The organism is Sphingobacterium populi (assembly GCF_001586775.1).
GTDB lineage: Bacteria > Bacteroidota > Bacteroidia > Sphingobacteriales > Sphingobacteriaceae > Sphingobacterium > Sphingobacterium populi.
Genome location: NZ_LQXS01000009.1, coordinates 1 through 25413 on the forward strand (window position 1 = coordinate 1; position 25413 = coordinate 25413).

The 25413-nt window shown below is 39.3% G+C and carries 24 protein-coding genes and 2 pseudogenes; 13 read left to right on the forward strand and 13 right to left on the reverse strand.

What is annotated here, in order from left to right; genetic code table 11:
- Positions 1 to 61: 61 nt before the first annotated feature.
- Together A0125_RS14915 and A0125_RS14930 are read left to right on the forward strand one after the other, a co-directional pair.
- The gene (locus A0125_RS14915; RefSeq protein ID WP_082785060.1) at positions 62 to 466 is read left to right on the forward strand and encodes a response regulator transcription factor; all 405 of its coding nucleotides are present in this window, start codon (positions 62 to 64) and stop codon (positions 464 to 466) included.
- 2184 nt (positions 467 to 2650) lie between these two features.
- Entirely contained in the window at positions 2651 to 4624 is a 1974-nt protein-coding gene (locus A0125_RS14930) for a PAS domain-containing sensor histidine kinase (protein WP_066758180.1), read from the forward strand.
- Positions 4625 to 4933: 309 nt separating this feature from the next.
- Here the strand turns inward: A0125_RS14930 and A0125_RS14935 are convergent, their stop codons facing one another.
- From A0125_RS14935 to A0125_RS14955, 5 genes and pseudogenes are all read right to left on the reverse strand, one after another.
- Complete coding sequence (locus A0125_RS14935) at positions 4934 to 5419, reverse strand: hypothetical protein (protein ID WP_066758183.1); 486 nt, start codon at positions 5417 to 5419, stop codon at positions 4934 to 4936.
- 4 nt (positions 5420 to 5423) lie between these two features.
- Positions 5424 to 6521 (reverse strand): zinc-dependent alcohol dehydrogenase, encoded by a 1098-nt coding sequence (locus A0125_RS14940; protein ID WP_197464902.1) that lies wholly within the window; start codon positions 6519 to 6521, stop codon positions 5424 to 5426.
- A 251-nt stretch (positions 6522 to 6772) separates the two neighbouring features.
- The gene (locus tag A0125_RS14945; RefSeq protein WP_066758188.1) at positions 6773 to 7003 is read right to left on the reverse strand and encodes a hypothetical protein; all 231 of its coding nucleotides are present in this window, start codon (positions 7001 to 7003) and stop codon (positions 6773 to 6775) included.
- Between the two features lie 738 nt (positions 7004 to 7741).
- A pseudogene (locus A0125_RS14950) lies at positions 7742 to 8323 on the reverse strand (DUF3891 family protein); the annotation flags it as partial.
- Between the two features lie 473 nt (positions 8324 to 8796).
- Entirely contained in the window at positions 8797 to 9051 is a 255-nt protein-coding gene (locus A0125_RS14955; protein WP_066758193.1) for a hypothetical protein, read from the reverse strand.
- Between the two features lie 114 nt (positions 9052 to 9165).
- Between A0125_RS14955 and A0125_RS14960 the strand changes: the two genes are divergently transcribed.
- The 6 genes from A0125_RS14960 (at position 9166) to A0125_RS16245 (ending at position 15435) form a co-directional block, all read left to right on the forward strand.
- Positions 9166 to 9894 (forward strand): oxidoreductase, encoded by a 729-nt coding sequence (locus tag A0125_RS14960; RefSeq protein ID WP_066758196.1) that lies wholly within the window; start codon positions 9166 to 9168, stop codon positions 9892 to 9894.
- Positions 9895 to 10298: 404 nt separating this feature from the next.
- Entirely contained in the window at positions 10299 to 11129 is an 831-nt protein-coding gene (locus tag A0125_RS14970) for an SDR family NAD(P)-dependent oxidoreductase (protein WP_066758203.1), read from the forward strand.
- Positions 11130 to 11211: 82 nt separating this feature from the next.
- The gene (locus A0125_RS14975; RefSeq protein ID WP_066758206.1) at positions 11212 to 12168 is read left to right on the forward strand and encodes a helix-turn-helix domain-containing protein; all 957 of its coding nucleotides are present in this window, start codon (positions 11212 to 11214) and stop codon (positions 12166 to 12168) included.
- A gap of 13 nt (positions 12169 to 12181) precedes the next feature.
- Entirely contained in the window at positions 12182 to 12787 is a 606-nt protein-coding gene (locus A0125_RS16235) for a hypothetical protein (RefSeq protein WP_231863246.1), read from the forward strand.
- Positions 12788 to 12859: 72 nt separating this feature from the next.
- The gene (locus A0125_RS16240; RefSeq protein ID WP_231863247.1) at positions 12860 to 14872 is read left to right on the forward strand and encodes a hypothetical protein; all 2013 of its coding nucleotides are present in this window, start codon (positions 12860 to 12862) and stop codon (positions 14870 to 14872) included.
- A complete protein-coding gene (locus A0125_RS16245; RefSeq protein ID WP_231863248.1) occupies positions 14824 to 15435 on the forward strand; it encodes a S41 family peptidase in 612 nt (203 codons plus the stop codon). Before A0125_RS16240 ends, A0125_RS16245 begins: the two co-directional genes overlap by 49 nt.
- 145 nt (positions 15436 to 15580) lie before the next feature.
- Here the strand turns inward: A0125_RS16245 and A0125_RS14985 are convergent, their stop codons facing one another.
- Positions 15581 to 16573, reverse strand: coding sequence for a YhdH/YhfP family quinone oxidoreductase (locus A0125_RS14985; protein ID WP_066758210.1), 993 nt, complete (start codon positions 16571 to 16573; stop codon positions 15581 to 15583).
- Between the two features lie 109 nt (positions 16574 to 16682).
- Between A0125_RS14985 and A0125_RS14990 the strand changes: the two genes are divergently transcribed.
- A complete protein-coding gene (locus A0125_RS14990; protein ID WP_066758213.1) occupies positions 16683 to 17024 on the forward strand; it encodes a winged helix-turn-helix transcriptional regulator in 342 nt (113 codons plus the stop codon).
- Positions 17025 to 17096: 72 nt separating this feature from the next.
- On the opposite strand, the gene A0125_RS14995 is transcribed toward A0125_RS14990, so the two are convergent.
- From A0125_RS14995 to A0125_RS15015, 5 genes are read right to left on the reverse strand one after another with little or no spacing between them, the layout of a single operon-like run.
- Positions 17097 to 17834, reverse strand: coding sequence for a metallophosphoesterase family protein (locus tag A0125_RS14995; protein ID WP_066758216.1), 738 nt, complete (start codon positions 17832 to 17834; stop codon positions 17097 to 17099).
- A gap of 15 nt (positions 17835 to 17849) precedes the next feature.
- Entirely contained in the window at positions 17850 to 18941 is a 1092-nt protein-coding gene (gene arsB / locus A0125_RS15000; RefSeq protein ID WP_066758247.1) for an ACR3 family arsenite efflux transporter, read from the reverse strand.
- A 29-nt stretch (positions 18942 to 18970) separates the two neighbouring features.
- Entirely contained in the window at positions 18971 to 19387 is a 417-nt protein-coding gene (locus A0125_RS15005; RefSeq protein ID WP_066758224.1) for an arsenate reductase ArsC, read from the reverse strand.
- A 10-nt stretch (positions 19388 to 19397) separates the two neighbouring features.
- A complete protein-coding gene (locus A0125_RS15010; protein WP_066758227.1) occupies positions 19398 to 19868 on the reverse strand; it encodes a DUF6428 family protein in 471 nt (156 codons plus the stop codon).
- A 48-nt stretch (positions 19869 to 19916) separates the two neighbouring features.
- Positions 19917 to 20246, reverse strand: coding sequence for an ArsR/SmtB family transcription factor (locus tag A0125_RS15015; RefSeq protein ID WP_066758230.1), 330 nt, complete (start codon positions 20244 to 20246; stop codon positions 19917 to 19919).
- A gap of 570 nt (positions 20247 to 20816) precedes the next feature.
- On the opposite strand from A0125_RS15015, the gene A0125_RS15020 reads away from it, so the two are divergent.
- From A0125_RS15020 to A0125_RS15035, 4 genes are all read left to right on the forward strand, one after another.
- A complete protein-coding gene (locus A0125_RS15020; protein WP_066758232.1) occupies positions 20817 to 21890 on the forward strand; it encodes a S41 family peptidase in 1074 nt (357 codons plus the stop codon).
- Between the two features lie 466 nt (positions 21891 to 22356).
- Positions 22357 to 23100 (forward strand): SDR family oxidoreductase, encoded by a 744-nt coding sequence (locus A0125_RS15025; RefSeq protein WP_066758234.1) that lies wholly within the window; start codon positions 22357 to 22359, stop codon positions 23098 to 23100.
- A gap of 3 nt (positions 23101 to 23103) precedes the next feature.
- Positions 23104 to 23361 carry an Atu4866 domain-containing protein gene (locus A0125_RS15030; RefSeq protein WP_066758241.1) on the forward strand — a complete coding sequence of 86 codons (258 nt, stop codon included), beginning with the start codon at positions 23104 to 23106 and terminating at the stop codon, positions 23359 to 23361.
- A 12-nt stretch (positions 23362 to 23373) separates the two neighbouring features.
- On the forward strand, positions 23374 to 24294 hold the full coding sequence (locus A0125_RS15035) for a helix-turn-helix domain-containing protein (protein ID WP_066758243.1): 921 nt from the start codon (positions 23374 to 23376) through the stop codon (positions 24292 to 24294).
- Positions 24295 to 24419: 125 nt separating this feature from the next.
- Here the strand turns inward: A0125_RS15035 and A0125_RS16250 are convergent.
- Together A0125_RS16250 and A0125_RS15045 are read right to left on the reverse strand one after the other, a co-directional pair.
- Positions 24420 to 24875 (reverse strand): annotated as a pseudogene (locus tag A0125_RS16250) (YbhB/YbcL family Raf kinase inhibitor-like protein).
- 231 nt (positions 24876 to 25106) lie between these two features.
- A partial coding sequence (locus A0125_RS15045; RefSeq protein ID WP_156472574.1) for an integrase core domain-containing protein occupies positions 25107 to 25413 on the reverse strand: 307 nt, incomplete at its 5' end.

Below are 25413 nucleotides of genomic sequence, written 5' to 3' on the forward strand. Positions count from 1 at the left end.
TACGTTTAAAAATTTCTACCAATAAGGTGATCATGTAACCTTTAAAATCTATCAAAGTAATATGACCAAGTACGACACAATTAGCATAGCGGTAGCTGAGGATTCAGCTTTTCACTGCCAGATACTCTCTTTGTATGTCAGCGCCTATAATAATATGCGAATAATTATCAAAGCTGCAAACGGACATGAATTAATTAATGAGCTTAGTAAAAGTAAGGAACTTCCCGAAATATGCATACTAGATTTGCATATGCCTGTAATGGATGGAATAGCTACTGCAAAAATAGTTAAAAAGCAATATCCCAATCTCACTATTTTGGGCTATACATCTTCTATTAATATTTCCGAAATCGAGTGCTTTTCTAAGCTCGTACAGAATGTTTTTTATAAAGATGATCCAAGAGCGCTTTTTGATGAAATCAGACAAATTCAATCACCATCTATATTAGGACCTTCATGCAAATAATTTGCCTCCTAATACCATTGACTGTATTAGGTCATGTCTCTATTGCATACTTACTATTCAAAGGTAAGCGCATACATATACCTATTAATTCTAGCGTATCTGAGATAAGCCGTTTTCGATTAATGATTAAGACACACCTATTCTTTAATTTCTTTGCCATTGTGGCAATCCTAGCAGTTTTTAGTTTAGATGAATCTATGTTAGTTAATTATGCTAAAATCTCCATACTACTATGTATGACATGTGTCTCTATTATATTTTCAAGTGCATTTGGTGCATTAAAGATTTTTGTATATCAGGGTCTTCCCTCATTGTTGTGCTTTCTATTGATGATAATTCAACAAAAGGGTTTTTAAGTTTCAAATTTAAAAATCGACATAGGCTCTTAAATCTAGATTGCTTGAGATATAGTTAATCCGAAATTGTGTACTGCATCTACATATTCTCATTTTTTAAGGATGATATGTTTCTCCAATATTCTCTTCATGAAAAAAAAATACCTAGCACCACATATTAGCGTCGAATATGTCAACACGGAATCTTCCTTTGCTATTACGTCTAGAAATCGAATCCGGAATGCTAACAAGAACATGGCTGGTTGCAATTTATTTACGTTGGTAAAAAAATGCTTTGTCAATTTTATATTAAAAATGCGATATCTAATTTTATGCTGATTAATGATTATTGTATATACAATCGTTTGATACCATATGCAAATGGTATATTTCATCTTGATAGTACTTTGGAGTTGAAAAAACTTATCTTCGAAAGATGGTGAGATAACCTTGGTATTGGGTGATAACGCCTTTTTGAGATGTGTTTAGGGTTCATTGAACTTAAGTATCTCGAGTCATATTGATCCTTCTGCAGTCGATAGGTTCGTCATCGACCACGATACATTTCCACATTAATATCAAAAAACTCTTTACAAAAGGATTTAACAAGATTAACTAACAGAATATTAAGTCATTATACTGAGTAATGATGGAAATCAAATATTTATTATCTTTACTACATTATTGGACAAGTATAGATTGTCTTGGAAATGGTTAAGTTAACCCCCAAAGAGTTGTGACTTTGGGGGTATTTTTTAGGAGAATAAAATTATCATTGCACATTTCTGGTAGACTTCGTCATGAGGGGTTTAAAAGATGAAAAGGAGTACTAGTATCTTTGCTAAATTTTAATACATGGGGAGGATTTTTTATGGATTACTTTTTGATGCTATTTTAATATTGTCTTTATACTAGTTAGGTGTGTCCCAAGTAATAAAGCCTTTCTAGGTTATTAATATATCTTTGGATTAATAGCAATAATATGCTATATTGCCAATGCTTTCATACCTAATTTCAATAGGTGCTACTAAGTAAATGATAAAAAAACCCATTACTCTAGCTCGTAATGGGTTTTTTTATTTCACATATTAAAATTATCTAGAAGACATACAATTACAACTAACATTTGTTAGTATCAAAGGTGTGTATCGCCTGATACAAAATTAACCCCCTACCTAGATCACTCAACTTTTTAGGGGGCATGGATATTCGTAAAGCCCATTGATTAACTACCGTCGCAGCAATGTTGCCACCCGTAAATAATTCGAGATTGTAGATTATCGAATATAGTAGTGATATTACTGATGAGTATCAAAACATCTAACAGAGTTAGGAATTTTGTCTAGTTGATAGACAGTTCTCGTATTTTGAGTTATTAGACTTTTTTGCTCTTTCTGGTAGAGTAGATACCGCTTTATTTGCTATGGTCTTTCAATCATGAAACATATTCCTAATTAATGAGAGAAAGCAATATGGCGAGATTTTTAATTACTACGTAGTAACTGTAAAATTATCCTATAATAAATAAAATTATACTTTAAGGAACATAAATTTTAGTAACATCACAGTTATTTTCCTTTAGTGAACTTAAGTAGTATATATCTTTCGAAAGATGTTTTTTATAGCATAGTAGCTATCTAAAAAGATCATTTCGGAAAAGCTCAATAGGCATACAGCACTAAATGTCCATGAAGTATGCTGTTGTTAATAGATATATGTGAGAAAATAAGCGAAAAAGTTGATTTTTGTGATCTAAAAAAATGCTTAGAAAGCACTTTTTTAATTATGCTATTATTGTTTATAAAAATAGCGAGTGTATTGCAAGTACTTTATCTATCTTTGAGTAGAAATGACTACCTTGAAATCTCTCGCAACCAGCCAGTTTAGCGAGGGTCTTATTTTAAAGGCCCTCCACGAATCTTCAGAGCCTACGGCCATATACTCCGAAGAGAATATGATCATTCGCTTTGCAAACAAAGGGATGCTGGAACTTTGGGGAAAAGATGCGTCAATAGTAGGTATGCCTTTGTTGGATGCAATTCCTGAACTTGTCGGGCAGTCATTTTTTTCCCTTTTGCAAAATGTTTGGTATTCCGGCGAATCGTATTCTGTTAAGGGGGCTCCAGCCGAACTTATTAAGAGCGGAGTTAGAAAAGTTGATTATTACGATTATACGTATAAAGCCCTTTTGAATCAGGATGGTAAGACTTGGTGTATTTTAAATACCGCCCGTGAGGTCACTTCAGAAAAAGAATATCTGGAAATGATTTCTGTGAAAGAAAAAAGGGAAGAGGCACTCAATAATGAAATGGCTGCGACACTCAAAGATTTGTATAGCACGAACGAAAGTCTCAGAAATTCGATGAATTTACTTTGGGAGAGCCGTGAGCATGTTAGAACAATTATTGAACAGGCTCCTGTTGGCATCGCAATGCTACGTGGTAAAGATCATGTTATTGAAATAGCAAATAAGTCAATTTTAAAAATTTGGGGTCGCAGGGAGAGTGAGGTTTTAAACCGACCTCATAGAATTGCTAGACCCGAACTACGAGGTCAGAAAGTCTTCGATTGGCTGGATGAAGTTATTATTACGGGAGAACGAAAAACTAACAATGAGTTTACCGTCAGACTTTATCATAATGGCTCACTGAGAGATGCAATCGTCAATTCAATTTACCAGCCAATATTTTCGTCTGACGGGGAGGTAACTGGAGTGTTGATCATACTTGACGAAATTACTGAGCAAGTTACTGCAAGGAGAAAAAATGAAAAAGATCAGCATATGCTTGCGATGGCTATTCAGGCTGGTGAACTTGCAACATTTTATTATGAACCTGCAACTAATCTTTTCTCAGGAAATTTATTGTTGCACACGTGGTTTGGCTTAAAACCTTTAGATCATATTGATCTGTCTAAGGCATTAGCTGTAATCGTAGAAGAAGATAGAGCTAGGGTGACTCAGACAATCATGCGATCGCTTAGCAAGGATTCTGATGGCCACTACGCTACTGAATATCAAATCCAATTACCGCATGAGCCTTCACCTAGAATGGTGCAGGCTCGTGGAAAGGTGTTTTACGACCAGGGTGGACAAGTTATTAGCTTAAATGGAACATTACGAGATATCACCGAACAGAAAAAAGATGAACAACGAAAAGATGATTTTATCGGGATGGTAAGTCATGAACTTAAGACACCCCTAACGTCTCTGAGCGCATATCTCCAATTGATTCAACGGGACATTCTGCTTTCCCAAGATTTTTCTATGCAAACCAAAGTAGAAAGATCACTTCGGCAAGTTCAGTATATGAATACACTGATCAACGGTTTTCTGAATATCTCCAGGCTAGATTCTGGAAAAATGGTTCTTGATAAATCATACTTTGCTTTAAGCACACTGTTTTCTGAACTCGAAGCGGAGTTGACTAATGTAATTCATAGCCATTTTGTAGTATTTAAATATGGAGAAAATATTAAAATATCGGCAGATCGCGAAAAAATATCACAAGTTATCTACAATCTGGTCGGCAATGCTGTAAAATATTCCCCTGCAGGGTCTACTATACATGTCAGTTGCAATAATTTAAATTTAGGTATGGTTGAGATCCAGGTGAGTGATGAGGGAATGGGTATATCTGAGCAGGATCAGCAGCAAATTTTTGAACGCTATTATCGTGTGAAAAGTAGCAAAATGGGGTCTATTGCTGGATTTGGAATTGGATTATATTTGTGCAAGGAGATTTTAGAATTGCATAACGGTTCCATATCCGTTGAGAGCAATGGCGAGAAAGGTACGTGTTTTTCGATTATTTTACCTTTATAAAATGCCTAGCAAGCAAGGTAGTATTACAGAAGGTCTGCAGATACTACATATATGTGTTCCTTACTAATCTCAAATGGGGATTTGGTACCAATACCGCATTATACGGAGGCTCTAAAATTCAAGATGCATATATCATTCCCGCTAAGTCTAGAGCATCCATATCTATCGTTTTTTAAATGCCGTTAGAATGTTTGACTAAGTAAATTTGATGTTTTTAAAGGCTATATAAGAAATGAAGCAATAATTACTTTGCTGTATGAGGTAAAGTGGCAGTAAAGACCTTCTTTGTCGCATGTAGTTTGAAATATGTCATTTTTTTTTCTTTCTTAATGTGCAACAGATTAGAAAGCCGAGCGATGTCGCAATTGCTATCTTTTTAACCATACCTTTCGGGTTATGTTTCCATTCTATGTTCCAGCCTCTTTCTGCAACAATATTCGGAATGTATCCTCTTTTCAAATCGTTCAAAAGACCTTCCCATACCTGAATTCTATCAGCTAATATTAAGGGAATCCAGTGTCTGATTTTGTCTTCACTGTAATGGAATGCATATCGGCGTATAGCGCCGCTTAATCCTGAGGGGGGCACCGTGGTGCCAAATACACGCGAAATAGCAGGACGTTCGGGCGACTTCAGCAACAAAATTTCCTGTTTTTGTTGATCTGCGCGTTCATAATCACTTCGTTTATGATCGTCACCCGTGTATTTTTTCATAGGGTATGTTGGCTCGTTCTCTGGATCTGCATCTATGCCCCAACCAGGTATGTGCTTAAATTTTTCGTTTGTTATATTCATTTTTTTATGATTTAGTAGAAGGAATCAATACCGTCTTAATACAATTGTCGAGTTTTGATGAAAATAATCGGTAAGCGTCTGCGGCTTCTTCCAGTGGTACACGGTGTGTAATTAAATCTTTTGGATTTAGACGACCCGCCTGCACATGTTCAATCAGTTTTGGCAGTAAGCGCTTTACCGAAGCCTGATTAGCTCTGATCGTGATCCCTTTATTTAATATGTTTCCTGCTGGAATCATATTAAAGGGCGGGCCATAGACTCCTACAATAGACACAATTCCACCTTTCTTAACAGAATTAATTGCCCATTGCAAAGCTGTAGCAGAGCCAGCTTGCATCATAAGCGTGCGCCCCGTAAATGTTTGTAAAGGATTTCCATCCGCTTCGCAACCTACCGCATCAATGCAAACGTCAGCGCCGTACCAATCTGTAATTTTTTTGATAAATAATACGGGATCTTCGTAATCTTTAAAGTTATACGCTTCGCACTTTGCATAATTTTGCGCAAATTCTAGGCGATAGTCTAGCTGATCGATAATGATTACCCGTGCAGGCCCAAAAAACCAAGCACATCGGGCAGCCATAATACCAATTGGTCCGGCTCCAAACACTACTACCGTATCACCCTTTTTAATTCCAGCCATTTCTGCAGCTTGGTATCCAGTGGGAACCACATCTGTGAGCATAACAGCATCTTCTGGATCCATATCTTTCGGGATTACGGTTGGCCCGACGTCTGCGTAAGGTACGCGTACATACTCCGCCTGCCCACCATCAAAACCACCTGCGGTATGCGAGTAACCAAAGATAGAACCGACAGCGGTAGACATCGTATTAGCTTCATGACAGTTGCCATAAAGGCCTTGCTTGCAAAAATTGCATCGACCACAAGCGATGTTGAATGGAACGAGTACGTGATCCCCAACTTTTAGATTTTGTACCAAAGAGCCAACTTCTTCAACTACACCGGTGAATTCATGTCCAAATGTCGAACCGACTCGCGTGTCAGGTACCATTCCGTGATATAGATGAAGATCAGACCCGCATATACATGTTCTTGTGACTCTGACAATAGCATCTTCAGGGTGTTGTATTTCTGGCATTGGTCGCTGTTCGGTTCGAACTCTATAGGGACCTCGGTAGTTCATTGCTAGCATAGTTTTCTAGTTTAAAGTTTTGGGATCAATTCGTTCATCCATCTCACAAATTTGAAAAGCAATTTGTAAAATGATTCCGTCGGATCGTATTATCATATGGAATGAGCAATCGTTCTGAAAATTTTTATGTCTCCTATTATAGAGGCATAAAAGTCTAAAGTTTCGTATCCCCAAATAGTGCTTGATACTGATTTATTTTAAGCGTGACCTTCGGTCTTTACGTTTTTATTGTAGATGCCCAAAAGTAAAAAAGGCGCAGCCCATTGTCCGACAAATAATGCCTTTATATTTTTACCAAGATATTTTAGAGTTAGCGAAACACCCATAGCAGCCACTGCAGCAATTAAAAATGTTGGCGACGGCACTTGAGATGTTACACTTTCAATTTGTTTTGTCAGTTCTCCTTCGTTTCCTGTTTCAAAAGCCATAATCTTTTTTATAAGGTAGATGTTCTGTTTATTGATAACTTAAGAACAAGGTAGGAAGGAGATCGTTCTTCGATAAGGGGAAAACACGTATATCTTTCAAATCAGAGAATTTATACTTGTGTTTTTGGAATTAACTAATGTTCAATTTGCTGATTGACGTCATCCCAAAATAACAAGCGGCTGATCAACAGGTGTTTGGGGAGGTTTCAGCTGCGGTTTAATTATAATAGAGCGCTCTAAAATTCAGCTTGATGAATGATCAATACCTTATTATTATAGCCTTCAAGCAAATTTATAAAGTTTTCGCTCCGCTTTTTAGTCGTTCATATAATTCTATTCCGGAGGTGCTAAAACATATATCGGACCAAAAAGCCATATATGAAATCATTTGAGTTCCGAATACCCATAACGATTGATTATCCCCTTCGTCTTTATTGAAGTTTCATATTGCTGGTAGACGAGACAAGCCTCGACAAATTTTACGAATTTTCCGCTTGGGTAACGCATGTAAAATCACACGTGGCCATAATCAATGAAGTTTCAGTTGAACTTCCAATTCCTTTTAAAGGCGTAGAGTCGCGGAATGTTTGAAACGGAACTACATTAAAAGTATTGTTTAAATGCTGTGTGCCACTAGTTATGTTATTTCATATAATAGGGGTTGCCTTAAAATGACAGCTATTTTCTAATTCGACGAAACTCGAAAGGGTACTAAATTCGATAAGCGCCTTAATTGGATTACGGCTTTTTTTTAAACGTAATTTGTTGAATAGTTATGAAACTATCCATTAACGCATCTTGTAATTCTTTATCATTTCTAAACTTCAGCTTATTGAGCAATCGACGCTCCACATTAACAGTGAATTCCGCCAAAGTAAAAGGCCAAGGATCAATAGTGAAACAATCTTTATCTGTTGCAGATATAAAATACGTTACACCTTCAGGGCCATCACTTATTTCTAAAGATCTACCTTCAGGGGGAATACTGCGCTGGCATATCAAGAGAGAGAGCGCATCGCACCATTGAAGGATTGTATAATACGATTGCATTTCAATTAGCGATAAATCCATCAGATCACACCAGTGTTGTTTTTTGATTTCGAGAGAATCGCAGTATTTCGAAGCTGCTGCGGAAAGATCTCGCTGTACAAATTGTATATGAAAGGCTACCAAAATCGCGACAAACATGCTCTGCGAAAGTGCTTCATTAAGCAATCTTTCGCAATCTGCTTTATTAAAGGTTTCCATTTTGAAATCCTTGGGTCCGCCTAGCTCATTTAGCAGACCATCCCGCCTGAATTCCATATAATCATCGTCGTGACCGGCAGCTGCAGGATGAGATCAATTTTGTAAGGATCTACCTTAATCCATTCAAGTTTCTCCAGTAAGCTTGCCGCTAATCTCGCATGATGTCGTTGCAAGACCGCTTCAAAACCGTTTTCTAAATAAATGACGATCATAAAAACTCTTATGTAGACTTTTAATATAAGTAGAATTATAAATTAACAGTATGGCAGCCAATACATCCGCTATAGGGAAGTCATTAGTAAGTGCGCCTGCATTGAATCTTCCGTTCTGTTGTCTTTATTGCACGTGGAATTTATAACCAATAAGACCTACAAAGGTTCTCTGAGTCAGTAAAAACAACAAAATAATTTGAAAATTCGCCATTAGTGATGGTATTGAATAAGCAAGTCAATAGGCATGAAGTGGAAAATATCAAGCTTTGTATTAAAACGCATTCTCATGGTATTTTATCCGCCAAGCTCAATCATGGTGTATGAAAGTGTGGATTAAAAATCCTTAGTGTAACAGGTGCGTGTAAAATGATGTACATGCGTTAATGGCTCTTCATCATGCTCGGAAGTTGATGCCGGCGTGCTAAAAGTAGCGGCTCTGATGGTACAGTGCTGTAATATTCTAGCAGTTTCGCTCGATACATTTGAACCATTGTTGATGGCCTCTTGCACAGCAACCGACGCAATACTTCGATCGAGATCGGTTTCGAAACCCTTTTTATTGAAATAGGTACTTCTATTTGTTCGCAAAGAGCATCTGCACTTTGGGGCGGACTAATCTTTTTGCAGCTAGGCCATATTGCAGGTGCTTCCCACACAGATTTACTCAATTGAGAACTTCCTATTGCGCCCTCTGCTATTAATTTGCAAACGCAATCGTTCACTACCGATGGTTTCAAAGCTTCGGTTACACCGCGAGCAATGTCACATGCAGAGATCAAACAAACTATTTTAGATTATAAAGTTGCTGCTCAGCACGCAAAGGACGCTGGCTTTGATGGAATTGAAATTCACGCACAGGCAGGTATGCTGATTCCGCAGTTTTTAAGTCTTGCAGATAACCACTGTAACGACGAATACGGAGGTAGTATTGAAAATCGCGCACGTATTATATTTGAAATTTGGGATGCCATTACGGAGGTGTGGGATAGTACGCGAATAGCCATTAGATTTACGCCAGTTATGCTTTGCCACGTTGGCATCGTAAAACCAGATATTGGAACCATTCCTCTGTTCAAATATCTACTTAATAAATTGAGCAATTATAATTTGGCCTATCTTCATATAGTTGGACCATCGGAAGATTTGAGTGGTACATCAGTAGAAACATTACAGGATGATTATTTCGGCCATTTTCGCGCTAACTGCAAAGGTAACTTGATGGCTAATCTGGGATTTAACAAAAATATTGGGAGTGCGATTTTACAGCAGGGAAAAGCTGATTTCGTTTCTTTTGGAGAACCGTTTATCGCCAATCCGGATTTAGTGGATCGTTTCAGGCATGACCTCCCTCTGGCAAAAGCTGACCGAAATACGTTTTACGGAGGAGATGAGAATGGTTACACCAACTATCCAAGGGCAGTCTATCCTTAATAGATTCATTTACGGCACTGGAACTTGTACGCTTGATAAAGGTGCATCATGATATCCAGATTGAATGGGACATCATAAAAAAGGTTGTATACATTTTTCTTCAAGAGTGGCGAGAAATATCCTTTTCGTACACAATAGAAATAGTTGAATCTAACAGTATTGTAAAAGATTTGCAAAGCCAACAGAATTTAATCCAGCTGCAATTTATAAGAACTAACGATAATAATCGTTTCACAACGAACCATACGAATTTATTGATGTTTTGTGAAAAGGTTAAAAAATCGACTCTTTTTTGTCCGAAGGGTGGAAATCTTCGAATCGGTTACAATTAACAGGAAAATGGTTACAGACCGTAAGGCTGGAAATAGCAACCTTTGTTTTTGTAATAATTAGAAGATATAAAGATGAAAGAAGAAAGAGATAAAGTATGGTTTATTACAGGCACCTCAAGAGGATTTGGTAGAGTTTGGACAGAGGCGGCATTAAGGCGGGGTGATAAAGTGGTGGCAACCGCAAGAACTGCGGATACGCTAGGCGATCTTAAAGATAAATATGGAGATAGCGTATTAACGTTAGATGTTGATGTAACCAACCCAGAGCAGGTCCGGAAGGCCGTTCAAGTAGCGGTTGATTATTTTGGGAGATTAGATGTCGTTTTTAATAATGCCGGTTATTCGTTGATCGGAACGATAGAAGAATGTACACCTGATGAAATCCGCGCGATGTATGAGACAAACATTATAGGAGCAGTGAATGTTCTACAATCTACTATACCAATTCTTCGTAAGCAAGGATACGGACATATTTTGGGAACGTCCAGTGCTGTTGGACATTACAGTTTGCCTGTAATAGGCTATTATAGTTCTTCCAAATGGGCTTTTGAGGCTATCTATGAAAGTTTGCAAAAAGAGGTAGAAGACTTTGGTATTCATGTAACGATCATTGAGCCCGGCGCCTATGCGACAGAATTTGGGAGTATGAATTCCCTGCGCATAGCTAGTCAGAAAATAGTTGCCTATGATAGGCTGAAAGATAATATTTCTGTAAACATGAAAAAAATATCACGAGGAAATCCGAACGCGACTATCAACGCTATCCTTTCTGTAGTCGATGCGGATCATCCTCCGTTACGTTTGCTTTTAGGTAAAGGAAATCTGGCTTACATCGAAAACGTTTACCAACGGCGTCTGGAAACCTGGAAAGGTTGGGAACACATCTCGGAATCTGCACAATAACTAATATAGTGTATTGCCACTTCTGCCATTCCAAAATATTAGAACAGCCTAGAATTTATAAATTACCTCATCATCTACACTTATGAAAGAGAAGAAGAATAAATTTAAACACCAGTATTTCCATACCTTATCTGATGTGATGGAATATGCAAGATTGCCTAAACCACAGCACCCATTGGTGACCGTATTAAACGGTATTGATAAACCTTTGGTTGGTACTGTGCCTAGCAAATCACACGTATTGAGCTTTTATAAAATTGTATACAAGCCGCAGGCAGGAGGAAGTATGCAGTACGGCCAAACTAAGTTTGATTTTCAGGAAGGCGGGATGTTTTTTGCTTCTCCTCAACAATTAATTTCTTCGCTTAAGGATCAGCCTGAATCAGAGCGTGATATGCCGGAGCCTAAACTATTGCCGCCCCAGATTATTTTGTTGATAGATCCCGATTACTTGGCAGGGTATCCGCTTGCGAAAAAAATAAGTAAATATCACTTTTTTTCTTATTCGGTTCGTGAATCCCTTCACCTATCGGTTAAAGAAAAAGAGCTGGTACTTTCTTTATTTAGAAATATAGAAGAAGAACTAAGTAGCCGAATAGATACAAGCAGTCAAGATGTGGTTATCTCGCAAATTGAGTTGTTGCTGACCTATGCCCAGCGCTTTTATAACCGGCAATTTCTTACGCGTAAGCCTGTTCATCACACTTTGGTCGACAGATTGAACTCGATTTTGAATGAATATTTTGATCAACCGGACTTGGCAGAGAAGGGTTTACCTACGGTGAGTTTATTAGCAGATGCACTGCACATGACTCCCAATTACCTGAGTGATTTATTGAAGAGCCTAACAGGCAGTAGCACACAACAATATATCCACGACAGGATTATACATTTGGCAAAAGACAAACTGCTAACAACCAACAAAACCATCAGCGAGATCTCTTATGAATTAGGCTTTGAACATTCACAGTCATTCAGTAAACTATTTAAGAAGAAAACCAGCCAACGCCCAAGTGAATACAGACTTGGATTTAATTAAAGCCTAACATCCGATGAGCGCGTATTTTCACTACTATCTATTTATGTATAAAAAACTATTTATAATAAAACTGCTGATCGTAGCCTATATATGGGTTCCTACCATAGTTTTTGCACAGGAAGCGCTATGGCTTCGCTACCCAACGATTTCCCCAGATGGGTCTTCTATGGTTTTTGGCTATCAAGGCAATTTATATAAGGTGCCGGCCTCGGGTGGACAAGCAACACCGTTAACCGTCGGACAATCGCACAGCATGATGCCCGTGTGGAGTCGCGATGGGCAGTGGATTGCCTTTGCCGACGACCGACACGGGAATTTCGACGTCTTTGTGATGCCCTCCGCCGGCGGACAAGCTACGCGTCTTACCTACAACAGCGCAAATGATTTTCCTTACGACTTTTCGGCCGACGATGGAGCCGTGTATTTTGGAAGTACAAGGCAGGCACCTGCAACTAGCGTGCGCTTTCCGAGTATAACGCTATTTCAGAACGTATATCAGGTTCCGGTTAAAGGCGGTCGAGCCAAGCTGGTATCTGCTGCAGGAATGGATTTTGCGAAGCTAAGCCCAAACGGTCAGCAGATGGTGTTTCAGGACCGTAAAGGCGGTGAAGATCCTTAGAGAAAGCACCATACATCTTCGATAACGCGCGATATCTGGCTATATGATTTAAAAAAGAACAGCTATCAGGCATTGACCAACGAGGAGATCGAACATCGAGAACCAGTGTTTGCAGCCGATGGCCATGCCGTATTCTACCTGTCTGAAAAAGACGGAACCCAAAATATTTACAAGAAAGGGGTACAGGGTAATGCCAGCAGCACACAATTAACTCGGTTTACCAAAAATCCGGTACGACACTTAAGTGTATCTAATAAAAATACGTTGGCATTTACCCAGGATGGATCAATTTACACCTTAACAGAAGGCGGTACTCCTCAAAAACTGCGTATTTTTATCAATACCGATTCGGGTTTGCCCGATAGGAAAAACCTTTCTTTACGCGATGATATTCAGGAGTTTGAACTAAGTCCGGATGGCAAGCAAATCGCCTACATCACCCGTGGGGAACTATTTGTGACGAGTGTTGAAGGCGATTTTACCAAACGCATTACCGAAGCAGCAGGCCAGAAGCGCATGATTAACTGGGCGCCCGATAGCAAGTCTATAATTTATGCCAGGGAGCGCGATAGCACCGGCTGGGGCATCTATAAAGCGGAGCTTGCGCAAGCGGGAGAATCATACTTTTTTAGCGCCAGCCAATTCAAAGAAACGCCTGTGCTAGTAAATGAGCACAACAACTTTGCCCCAAAATATTCGCCAGATGGCAAATCAATTGCTTTTATTGAGGATCGCAATATCCTGAAGGTGATGTCTTTAGAGGGCGGAAAGCCGGTTGAGCTCTTGCCCAAAGGCCGTAATCATTCCAATGTAGATGGCGACTGGGGTTTTGCGTGGAGCCCAGATAGCCGATGGTTGTTTGTCGATGATCAGCGCGGAACGCTATTTTATGGAAACACGGCTTTAGTAAAAGCAGACGGCAGCGGCGAACTTCGGCACCCGATCCAAAGTGGTTTTAGCGATTTTGGAGCCAAATGGTCAAAAGGTGGAAAGATGATGACCTGGAAAAGTAGCCGCTACGGACGTAAGTCGATGGCTTTTCAGGGAAGGCAAGAGACCGATATCTTTGCCGCTTTCTTTGATCAGGAAGCCTACGATCGTTATCAGCTCAATAAAAACGAATATAACTTGCTTCAGGAGCGCGAAAAGCACGATTCTACACAAACGAAAAATAAAAAGGAGCAAGCAGCAGAATGGATACCTAACCTCGATAAATTGCGCAACCGGACGGTTCGTTTGACCATTAATAGCTCGTCCATCAGTAATTACGTTTTAAACAAAGACGCCAGCAAAGTATTCTATTTAGCGGAGTTTGAGAATGGCTATGACCTATGGGTAACAGAACCGCGTACGCGGGAGACCAAAATTCTAGCAAAAATGGGCGGGGCGCCCAGCGAAATTGAAATTTCTGACGATGGCAAAACATTATTTATGATGCACAGCGGTAGTTTGGTGAAGGTCGATGCAGAAAGTGGCCGGCTTACGCCTATCAGTAGCATAAGTGAAATCAACCTGAACGCTGCTGCAGAGCGGGAATATATTTTCCATCATGCCTGGCTGCAGGTGAAGGAGAGGTTTTATGATCCCAAAATCCATGGGGTAGATTGGGAAGGTTATAAACACACCTACGCCCGCTTTTTGCCGCATATCGCTAATAACTACGATTTCCGAGAACTGCTAAGTGAGCTGTTAGGCGAGCTGAATGTCTCGCATTCAGGCGCAAGATATAATCATCAACCCACTAACCCAGATATCACGCCGAGCCTTGGCTTGCTATATGACGAGCAGCATGTAGGAGACGGATTGCGCATCGCAGAAGTACTGCTAGGTGGACCACTTGATAAGGACAATAGCCAAGTAGATAAAGGCAGCATTATCACGGCGATAGACGGAAAAAAACTGACAGCTGGCGAGGACTGGGCGAAGTTGCTTAATAGAAAAGCTGGGCAATACGTATATATAAGTGGTACGACAGCTGCTGGCACTGCGTTCGCCGAAAATGTGAAGCCTATTTCGCAACCCAAGAAAATGAACTTATGTACCACCGTTGGGCAGATAGCCGAAAAGCATTTGTCCAGGAAATAAGTGACGGACAGATTGGCTATGTGCATATTCGGAGCATGGACGACGGGAGCTTCCGGGATTTGTATGAGCAAGCGATGGGTGAAAATTTGAATAAAAAAGCGTTGGTGGTCGACACGCGGTTTAACTTCGGAGGCCTATTGCATGATGATTTGAACACGTTTTTAAGTGGCAAAGAGTACCTTAAATTCGCCCCACAAGGCGATATTTTAAAAGGTGGGCAGCCGGCACCTCGATGGACAAGACCGTCAATTGTGGTAATGAGTGAAGGAAATTATAGCGACGCGTCTGTTTTTCCTTACATCTACAAGCAAAACGGCTTAGGCAAATTAGTCGGTATGCCGGTACCGGGAACGGGAACAGGCGTATGGTTGGAATCGCAGATCGACCCCACATTGACGATAGGTATTCCTACGATCGGAATGATTGGCAAGGAAGGCCGTGCCATCGAGAATTTACAAGTGGAACCAGATATCCGAGTTCCAATGCCTTACGAAGCCTTTTTGGAGGGAGAAGATCCACAGCTAAGAACTGCCGTAGAAGAATTGTTGAAGCAGGTTCAATAACGTTCAGCATTTCACTAAAAAAGCTCAATCAAAGATTAGGCTTTTTTGTTGGCTATAAGTATCCCAAAATCCATATATAAAATAGATGATTAATCTTATGGAAATTTAATTTAATCTGTCTCATAAAACGAACATAAGGTTTAGACTATAAGTTATGATTGATTACTACCCTTCCGCCAGCAATTCGTGAATTAAAATTTTCTATAGCCTGTGGTAGGTCATTTAAAGAGATTTCAGAAACGAGTTCTTCCAAATTACTCGGTTTCCACTTTTCGGCTAGCAATTTCCAGACACGAGCTTTGCTGTCAACCGGCGGCTCGACAGAGTCTATCCCAGAAAGCTTAACGCTTCGAAGGATGAATGGAAAAATACTAGTTGAGATTTCAGCGCTACCTACATTTCCGCAAGATGTAACAATCCCTCCATATTTTGTGGATTTTAGCATTGCCGAAAGAAGATGTCCACCAACCACGTCTATTCCTGCATCGTAAATAGCTTTTGAAAGCGGTTTGCTATTATGTAATTGTATGAAACTTTCCGAATCTTGGCATTCATTTGCGCCCAGCGAGTTCAATAAATAATCACGATCTGGTCGCCTTGACAACGATGTGACGTTAAATCCCAAATGTGATAAAATAGAAACGGCTACACTGCCCACTCCACCCGTACAACCATTTACAAGAATAGAACCTTGAGTGGGAACATGATTAATTATCTCATTAATACATAATCCTGCAGTGAGTCCTGCCGTACCATAAGCTGCCGCCTCACGCTGCGTCAGATTCTCCGGCAGTTTTACTGTCCAGTGCGCAGGAACACTGATATATTGACCAAATCCTCCCCAGGTATTCATACCTAAGTCATATCCCGTAACGATAACCAAATCTCCCAATTCGAATAAATCAGAGTTAGACCTGACTACTTCTCCAATGGCATCGATTCCAGGAACATGGGGATAATTCTTGGTAATGCCTTTAGTTCCTTTTGTAGACAATACATCCTTATAGTTTATAGAGGAATAGTTAACTTTTATGAGTAGATCATCTTCTGGTAGATCAGCGATGTGCAAGTTGTCAATACTTATGACAAATCTGTCTTGTTCTTGTTTAACCACTATGGCTCTGTATCGTTCTATCATAGCTTTTTTTTATAAATTTGATTATTAAAAGTAAGCAAAACAATAACTTACATTTTGTTCAGTAACTATACTAAGGTTTAGTTCTGTTCATTTATAGCAGTTTAAAATTATGCAGGACATAGAAAATATTGAAATCACTTGCCCTTCTGATGCTTTTTTGAAGATAATTAAAGGAAAATGTAAGACTACGATCATTGTTTTGATCAAGAAGGGTCGCAATCGTTTCAGTGAAATGAAACGAACACTACCAACAATCAGTGAGCGTATGATTGCTAAACAGCTGAACGAACTGGAAAGTGATGACATAATAATAAGAAAGGTTATTGAAGCGATGCCACTACGAGTTGAATACTATTTGACTGAATATGGAGAAAGTATCTACCCGATTGTAAGGGATATGAGAAGGTGGGGATACAAACATTTGGAAAAACTAAATACTCTGGAATTGTAATGAAAGTTTCTAAAAATTCTTTAGACGTAATCAAGAGTATTTGTCTCAAAAAACGAAGAGTAACTAAACTGACTATCGCCCTAATCTTAGAGCTACGGCAAATTCTGAGGGTAAAGTACTTGTTTCTATAGCTTTGGCAGATGCTTCCAAATCATAGTTAACCCTTCTAAATTCAACGTTGATATTGTTGCGAAGTAACAATGAACTGTTATTATTTATGGTAAGCAGTGCATAGCATCCTTTGAGATCGCCATCCTTTGGCTTTCCTACCGAACCCAAGTTTATTACATGTTTAAAGACTCCTTGTACGGTCTGTATAATCCGATGGTAGGGCTTGTGGGAATGACCAACAATAAGTATGTCTGCATCTGCTTCATCCAAGAGTTCCAGCACATAATTTTCATCCGTATCAATGAGAATATATTCATCGATACGCCTTGTGCTTCCATGAGCCAATGCAATTTTGAAAGTCACTTCTTCAAATGTAAACCCGATATTTATGAGGGCTGGAAGTTTTTTTAGATAGTTTCGATTATCTTCGCGTATTAGGTGATATGCATAATTCTCACCTTTCTCATTCAAAGATTCCGGTGTAGTGATAATGCTATCAACTTTTTCATCATGGTTTCCCTTTAGTGTAGCAATACCCCGTCTGCGTATTTCCTCAATAACCTCATTGGGATAGATGTGATATCCTACTAGATCGCCCAGACAATAAGCAGTATCTGGTCTTTGGCTGTCCAAATCTTCTAGCATAGCTTCAAACGCATGTAGATTTGCATGGATATCAGAAAAGAAAGCGATTTTCATATGAGACGTTTTTTATCAATCATTAGATTCCTCAGATAAGGTGGATGCACCGTAATATCTCTTTCTAAACCAGAATGCCAGATTAACAAGGGCAATCAGTGCAGGCACTTCTACCAAAGGACCTATAACACCTGCAAATGCTTGGCCGGAATTTATCCCAAATACGCCGATAGCTACAGCAATAGCTAGTTCGAAATTATTTCCAGTAGCAGTAAAAGCGATGGAAGTACTCTTAGAGTAATCTGCTCCAAAATAACGCCCAGCAAAAAAGCTGATAACAAACATGATGCAGAAATATAGTATTAGGGGGACAGCGATACGCAGCACATCCATCGGGATCTGAACGATCAGTTCACCTTTTATGCTAAACATAATGATTATCGTAAAGAGCAGTGCTACTAAGGTCAAAGGAGATACAGCCGGTATAAACATATCTTCAAACCACTTTTCTCCCTTTAATTTAATTAGAGCATATTTACTCAGTATCCCCATAGCGAAAGGAATACCCAGATATATTCCAACACTAGTCGTAATTTCAGCAACGGTAATGTCAACCTCTAATCCTTGCACGCCGAAATATGGAGGAAGTAGCGAAATAAAAATGTAGGCTAAGACACCGTACAAAAGCACTTGAAATATGCTATTAAGCGCAATTAGGCCGGCAGCATATTCTCTGTTACCTTCAGCGAGCTCATTCCACACGACAACCATTGCGATACATCTTGCTAGACCGATAAGAATAAGACCTACCATATATTCAGGGTAGTCATGTAAAAAGGTAATAGCAAGAAAGAACATCAGTAGCGGGCCTACTATCCAGTTGAGCACAAGAGATACGCTGAGTACACGTACATCTTTAAAGACCTTACCTATATTCTCATACTTAACCTTGGCAAGGGGAGGATACATCATCAGGATTAAACCAATGGCTAGCGGGATGTTAGTTGTACCACTGGAAAACGATCCTATAAAAGACGAGGATGAAGGAACAAAGATGCCTATGAACACACCCATAGCCATAGCAATGAAGATCCATAGCGTGAGGTATCTATCCAAAAATCCTAATTTCTTTCTATTTACTACAGGAGCGCAATTCGTTACTGACATATGCTTATCTTTAAAGACCTTATACACTACTAGGCTAGGTTTTTGCTGACAAAATCCGAGCAGTAATCTCTGATCAATTGGCGAACTGCTCTGAATTGGTGCATTATTTCTTCCTCAGAACCTTTCGCTTTAGCGGGATCTGAAAAATTATAGTGGAATTTCTGTGCACTCGTCGGGAAGTACGGACAGCTCTCCTTCGCGTTATCACAGACCGTGATAACATAATCAAAATCAACACCCGTGTATTCGTCAATATGATTGGAGGTATGACCAGAGAGATCTATCGCGTCCTCCTTCATAACCTGAACGGCTCTTGGGTTGACACCATGGGTCTCAATTCCCGCGCTATAAATATGCGCTTTATCCCCGCCGAAATATCTCAGGTAGCCTTCTGCAATCTGACTGCGGCAACTGTTACCGGTACAGAGAACTAATACTTTTTTCATCATATAATGATTAACAACATCCACCTCCAGGTGTGCATTCTGATGCTCCCTTAGCAAGGTTTACCAATCTAACTTTTTGTTTTTCAGTTGGAACACCACATTTATCCAGTGCCAAGCAGGCTGTCTTTTTGGATAGCAAAATAAAATCTTTGCCATCAAATCCGAGTTCATATTTGCCAATCGTCTCTGATTGGTATTCAACCTCAACCTCAAGATCTTCCATACCCAGTACCTGTTCTGAAAGAGATATAATATCCATTAACTTCCCTGCTTTTAAACGATGCTCATGGTCATCAGCATCCCAAAGCTGAAAATTCGCTACTCTTTCGTGACGGACAGTGCCTCCACAATCAATAAAATCCCTAGTTATAACACCAACTTCAGTCACATGAAAGTGATCGGGCACGCATTGTCCGCTTTCTAATTTGAAATTTACAACCTCCGCAGTGGAAAGGATTGACTTAACTTTCGATATTTTCATATTACATAGTATTATTGCAATTTTACGATTGATGATGTCAAAAAAAAGTTAACAACACTCGGTTGTACCTTTATAGGAGCCTAGAAATTCTCCAAGCCTATTTTCAAGTAATTTCCATACTTTTGGATCGATGCAGTAACAGACGCTCACTCCTTCAATAGTTCCCTGTATAAGTCCCGCTGATTTAAGCTCTTTCAAATGTTGGGAAATAGTTGCTTGCGCCAATCCGAGTTCACCTACCAGATCTCCACAAATACAGGTATTTGACAGGATTATCCTTTGTAGGATTGCAATTCTAGCCGGATGAGCCATCGCTTTAAATAAGCTCGCCAGCAGATTCTGCTCCTCAGTAAATATTTCAGTTCTTGTAAGTCCCATAATTATATCGCAATATTACGATTGTTATTTGGTAGATGCAAATTATATTATCAATATGATATGCGAAGTCAAGATTTGTCTCACAAAACGAAAGGATAAAACGAGTCAACCATTCTCCTCAAAAAAGATTATATTAGATAGTGTAGTCTTCAAAATAAATTATATACCCCCAGCGCATCTTTGTTCTGAGGGTATTAATTACTATTTTCCTTTAACGTGTTTGTGGGGTTTCAACGACGGGGTATTACCCGGTGTTTCTTTGTTATCCCTTTGCCTTCTATCCGGCTTTCCAGTAGATTCAGCAATTCTCTTTGGTCCTGGTTTGATTCCCATAATGTAGATGTTTAAATTAATAACTATTTACAATTTAGCATTTTAAAAATCTAGAACGAGGTATTTTTTAGAATATTTTTGCCTTCATTTATGTTATAGAAATTGCTAATATTATCTAAAACAAATGCGTCTCACGAAACGAAGCAATGAGCGGAAGGTCTTGCGGATTATAAATTCAAAACACAGTATTTTCTTATAAAGTGGTATATTAGTAATTAAAACGAACTCCTATTTTAAATGGATTTTAGCAAAAGATTATTAATTATACTGATTTTAAAAATTACGTATGGCGTTCAAACATGTATAGCGCAAAACGCATCAAATCAAGAGATGATGTCCAAATTTATTGACATTGTGGAGAAAAATGCCTATAAGAGTTCATTAGTTAATTGGGATTCCATTCGAGTTAAATCGCAAAATCAAGTATCTAACACAATTGATATGGGCGATTTACGTTCCATATTTGAACAGATCTTGAGTCAACTTAAAGACTCCCATTCTAGTATATTTTATACGGAAGAAGCATCTGAAGGCAGTGAAAACGAAGTGCTAAAGCAGTATGCTACGGTAACGTATGAAGAAGCTGGACACCCTTTCCCGGATATAAGCGGCAAGATGATTGAAGGTAAGTATGCCTACCTAAAGGTACCCGGTGTTTTACTTGAGCACAAAAAATACGTGCAGTATATTGGTGAGCAAATAGCAACCCTAGATAAGCAAAACCCGAAAGCGTGGATATTTGATGTGGCAGATAATGATGGAGGCACTATATGGCCTATGCTTTGGCATATGTATGACTTCATCGATCAAGATAACATTCACTCCTATGTAGATCGCTATGGCATTGAAAAAACTATAACTCGGTCAATGTGGGATAAAGCAAATCTGGATGATCAGGATATGGAATTTTTTGAATTAACTGGACTGTCTGATGAATCTCTGACGCCTATTAATGTAGCAAACAAAAAAGCGCCTATATTTATTTTGGCAGACAGGAAAACGGCAAGTTCTGGTGAGCTTTTTGTTGCAGCTTTCAAAGGACAGAAAAATGTAACTGTTATTGGCCAGACTACAAACGGATTGACCTCTGTAAATGAGACATTTCCACTAAACAATCACTATCTTATTAATTTAACGACTAGTGTTATAAAAGATCGTAATGGTAAGATCTATAAGATCGGTGAGGGTATAAAGCCAGATGTTGATTTACAATTTTTTGCAAATCCTGAGATCAAAGAAGCTGATCAGTCCACTACAGAAGAAAATCGGGCAAAAATGACGGTTGCGTATATCAATCAGTTGGGTTTTTAGTTTCTTAAATCATAAGCTAACATTGCCGTTATTACGAACATCATTCTGTCTCACAAAACTAAAGGATAAATTCTTTACAGCATAAAAAACGCCTGAAGTGGGGAACTTCAGGCGTTTTTTTCTAACTAACCAATTATTAACCTAACTACATAGTTGCAAAGTTGATGCCATTTTGTTTTAGCTACAGGTGTGCTATGTAGTAATCTGTCTCATTAAACGAAGGTATTCCTTTAGGTATACGTAAATTCTAGCTACTCGAATTTAATTCAATAGAAGTGTCCGCGGAGGATACTTAAGAGCCTGATTGCAATGCACCAGGCTATAAAAGTGAGGCTCTGCCTAACTTCCGCTTGCTCATGACAGATCTGAACAAATTCACGATTTGACTACAACCTGTCACGATACGGTTAAATCTCTTGAAATAAAATATGTGACCTTTGTACCTATCATTTAAAAACAAAATATAATGGAAAATATTAAAGGAAAAGTAGTCGCTATTACAGGAGCGAGTAGTGGTATTGGCGAAGGGATCGCCCGTCATTTGGCAGAATTGGGAGCTAAAGTGGTCTTAGGTGCCAGACGTGAAGACAAACTAAAACAGATTGCCAACGAAATCACGGCAGCAGGTGGTGAGGCCATTTACAGTATTTTGGATGTAACGAGTCCTGAAGAAGTAAAAGCATTTGCTCAACTTGGTGTAGAGAAATTTGGTCAGCTTGATGTTTTTGTAAACAATGCAGGGCTGATGCCTCTATCGATGATCAACGGTTACAAAATAAGTGAGTGGCACCAAATGATCGATGTAAACGTAAAAGGCGTATTGCATGGTATTGCAGCTGCATTGCCTATTTTTGAAGCCAATGATAGCGGACAGTTTATCAACATCACCTCGGTTGGCGATCGTTGGGTGGGACCGACATCGACGGTTTACAGTGCAACAAAATTTGCTGTTCGTGCCATTTCAGACGGACTTCGTCAGGAAGTAAGCCGCAATATCCGTGTTACCTTAGTCGCTCCTGGTCCGACAGAATCCGAATTACCGAATACCATTTCTGATCCTGAACTGAAGGACATGGCCATTAACCTTTTCCGAAAAGATTTATTACCGGCATCGGCCATAGCAAAAGCGGTAGCATTTGCGATTTCACAACCTTCGGATGTGGATGTCAACGAATTAGTGGTTCGCCCTACGGGACAAAAAAATCTTTAAGCTATGGGTCAAACAATAGAAATCACCCAGGAATACCTTGGCATGTGGGTAACCAAAGATGGCCATATCCGTCACGAACTGCTTCCAAATAACCGATATGATGAGGCTCGTGGCAATCGCCAAAGTGCGTACCAAGGAAGTTATACGGTAAGCGGCAATCATATCGATTATCAAGATGATACCGGATTTACCGCAGATGGCGAGTTTAGAGACGGTGTTTTATATCACGGTGGTATGATCTTTTTTAAAGAAGAAAAGTGATATATTAGACCTATGGAAAAGACCTTTCGTTTTCATTCCCTGACGGAATTTCATACATTTTGTGGATTGCCCAAACCAGAGCATCCGCTCATCAGCTTGATAGATTACAGTCTGGTGAATTATCCTATTGATGATCGGGAACTGAAATGGATACAGCGATTTTATTCCATTGGATTGAAACGAAATGTCAGCCAGCGTTTTAATTATGGTCAACAGCAATATGATTTTGACTCGGGCGTACTCACTTTCGTCTCGCCCGATCAATTTCTGAATATCGAAATCAATCCCGATGTACGTACGCAAGCGAGCGGTTGGTTGCTTTTGATACACCCCGATTTTTTGTGGAATACGGATCTGGCAGGAAAGATAGATAGATATGATTTTTTCCAGTATCGTGTGAACGAAGCCTTGTTTCTCTCCGAAAAAGAAGAAGAAGTATTGGTAGAAATTTTGCAGAATATAAAGAAGGAATATCAGGGTCATATCGACAAATTCAGTCAGGAGCTGATCGTAAAGCAGGTGGAACGGCTGCTCATCTATTCCGAGCGGTTTTACGGGCGTCAATTCATAACGCGGTCTAAAACCAACCACGAATTTGTCACTCGTTTTGAAAGTCTGTTAACCAAACAATTCAGTACGGAAAGCATTTTGAAAAATGGCGCGCCCACGGTTTCTACATTGGCAGACCATCTACATATTTCGCCCAATTATCTAGCTAGTTTACTCCGTATCTCCACCCAGCAAAGTACCCAGCAGCACATTCAAAACCGAATGATCCAATATGCGAAGTTGCGACTAAGCACAACAACACTCTCTGTGAGTGAGATTGCTTATGAATTGGGCTTTGAACACATTCAATCGTTCAGCAAATTGTTTAAAAATAAGACCAAGCAAAGTCCGCTGAAATTTCGGACGGGGAGGAATATGAATTGAACTCGATTCATCGCATCAGATAAGATTTCGAATAAACCAATATTTTTTTGGTTGAAATTACAAAAATTTTCCGCAGGCATAAAAAACACCTGCGGATAATGGCATTATGAAAATGTAACTTTTTCTTAGCTGGGATTTTTCCCGCACACAAGTAGCGACGCTTTCGCGATGGTATTCATATGAAGCATAAAGCCCGTGAATGCAGAACTTGCATTCTCACCTACGGCTATTTTGTCATTCAATGCGTATACAGTAATCACGTAGCGGTGAAGTTCCCCTGCGAATGGACACGGTTCTACATAATCTTTTACACCAACATCATTTAAACCGCACACAGCACCCTCCGGCAATTGATCGGCAAAGAAACTGCCCGAATCTGTTGGAAGAGATGTTACAATTGCAGGGATATTGTATACCACTCAATGCCAAAGACCGCTACCACTCATTGGTGCATCCAAATCATGAACGGTAATTGCAAACGCTTTGGTATCTGGCGGTGCATTTTCCCAATGTAACTCTGTAGAGATATTATCGCCGATACTTCCGAAATCTGCAATGCCAAATTGTTTTTTGGTAAACATCAAAATTATTGCTTGCCATCGCTCCCACACCTATAAAATTGCCATGACCTTAAACGAGAGAATAACCATTTCAGAAAGACAAAGGGAAAAGATATGCGATGTAGCATATTATTTATAAAATAATCGGACAAAGTTCGCAAAAAATAAGACATATATTAATTAGGCTTTAAGAACGATGATATCATTACATTTACAATCTGTAATCTTCCCTCAGCTAGCAGCACCTAAAACTTAAGAATTCCAATCAGATTCGCTATTGTTATCCTGTTGGAATGTTGGAAACTCGGAGAGTTTTCCATATTTCAATAGGAATTCCGTGGGAGCTAAATGACCGAGCGAGGAATGAGGTCGAACATTGTTGTACATCCAAACCCACGCATTCGCATATTTTCTGGCTTCTGACAAGCTTTCAAACATATAGCTATCTAGGACATCTTGCCTAAATGTTCTATTGAACCGCTCGATTAAGCTGTTTTGTGTAGGTTTTCCCGGCTGTATAAACTCCCATTCTATAGTATTGCGCTCACACCAATCCCGC